The organism is Pseudomonas sp. BF-R-30, from assembly GCF_019956175.1.
Taxonomy (GTDB): Bacteria; Pseudomonadota; Gammaproteobacteria; order Pseudomonadales; family Pseudomonadaceae; genus Aquipseudomonas; species Aquipseudomonas jessenii.
This window is the reverse complement of record NZ_JAHBDE010000070.1, coordinates 1-1,658: the sequence shown is the minus strand read 5'-3', so window position 1 is coordinate 1,658 and position 1,658 is coordinate 1. Positions and strand designations below refer to the sequence as shown.

Here is a 1,658-nt window from a genome sequence, read left to right as displayed (position 1 = left end):
CCCAGAGTGTGTAAAAACGCCTTCGTGAACCCTTGCTATGATTTCTGAGGAATTCATCGCAGGGATCGCCCATGAAGCGCTTTATCCAAGGTGAACATCGAGGCCAAGGTACCTTACTTCCCGAAAGCCTCGACGACTACGTCAGCGATACCAATCCGGTGCGCGTAGTCGACGTCTTTGTCGATGAACTCAACCTGGTTTCCTTGGGTTTTGACGGTGCTATTCCGGCTGACACAGGCCGTCCCGCTTACCACCCCGCAGTCCTGTTGAAGATCTACATCTACGGCTATCTCAACCGCATTCAGTCGAGCCGACGCTTGGAGCGAGAAGCCCAACGCAATGTCGAGTTGATGTGGTTGACCGGGCGTTTGACACCCGATTTCAAGACCATCGCCAACTTCCGAAAAGACAATAGCAAGGCGATCCGAGGCGTCTGCCGTCAGTTCGTTGTGCTCTGTCAGCAGTTGGGGCTGTTCGGAGAAAATCTGGTCGCAATCGACGGCAGCAAGTTCAAGGCGGTCAACAATCGCGACCGAAACTTCACCAGCGCGAAACTGAAACGGCGAATGGAGGACATTGAGTCGAGCATCAACCGTTACCTGGCCGCGCTCGATACTGCCGATCGGCAAGAACCAAATGTCTCAGAGGCCAACGCCGTGCGACTGGAAGAGAAAATCGCCAAGCTGAAGACGCAAATGAAGGAGCTTCAAGCGATTGAAATCCAGCTCAACGAATCGCCGGATAAACAGGTTTCACTGACCGATCCAGACGCCCGTTCCATGATGACGCGCGGCACCGGAATCGTCGGTTACAACGTGCAGACGGCAGTCGATACTCAGCACCATTTGATCGTTGCACATGAGGTGACTAACGTCGGTTCCGACCGCGATCAACTCAGCTCGATGGCCAAGCAGGCCCGCGAGGCGATGGCATCGGAAACGCTGTCGGTAGTGGCTGACCGAGGTTACTTCAAAAGCGAACAAATCCTGGCTTGTCACGATGCCAACATCACCGCCTATGTGCCCAAGCCAATGACCTCTGGAGCCAAGGCGGACGGGCGTTTCAATATCGATGCCTTCATCTATGACTCGGCAAAAAACGAATACATATGCCCGGCTGGCGAAGCGCTGATCTGGCACTACTCCTACGTTGAAAAAGGTCTGAAGCTGCACCGTTACTGGAGTTCGAAATGCCAGGGCTGCGCGCTGAAGTCGCAGTGCACACCGAGCACGGAGCGACGGGTTCGACGTTGGGAACATGAGGCCGTACTGGAAGAAATGCAGGACAGGCTGCGCAATGCGCCGGATATGATGCGAATCCGTAAACGGACGGTGGAGCATCCCTTCGGGACGCTTAAACAATGGATGGGTGCAACGCATTTCCTGACGCGAAAGCTGGCAGGGGTAAGTGCAGAGATGAGCTTGAACGTGCTCGCCTACAACTTGAAACGGGTCATGAAAATCATGGGGGCTAATGGTTTGATGAAGGCGCTGTCGGCCTGAAAAGGTTCGTTCTGGACGATCTAGATAGCTGTAGAACCTTGCTGAAGGGCACCGATGCGATATTGATCAACTATGGTGCCTTAAGCGGACTCACTCAGCGAACAGCCGTCGGCTCTTCGCGCCGACAAGGCCCTAATGCGTTTTTACACACTCTGG

At 54.4% G+C, this 1,658-nt stretch carries 1 protein-coding gene; it reads left to right on the top strand.

Annotation, left to right across the window (positions count from 1 at the left end; genetic code table 11):
• Positions 1-71 precede the first annotated feature (71 nt).
• Positions 72-1,502, top strand: coding sequence for an IS1182 family transposase (locus KGB20_RS25695; protein WP_223533210.1), 1,431 nt, complete (start codon positions 72-74; stop codon positions 1,500-1,502).
• Positions 1,503-1,658 lie beyond the last annotated feature (156 nt).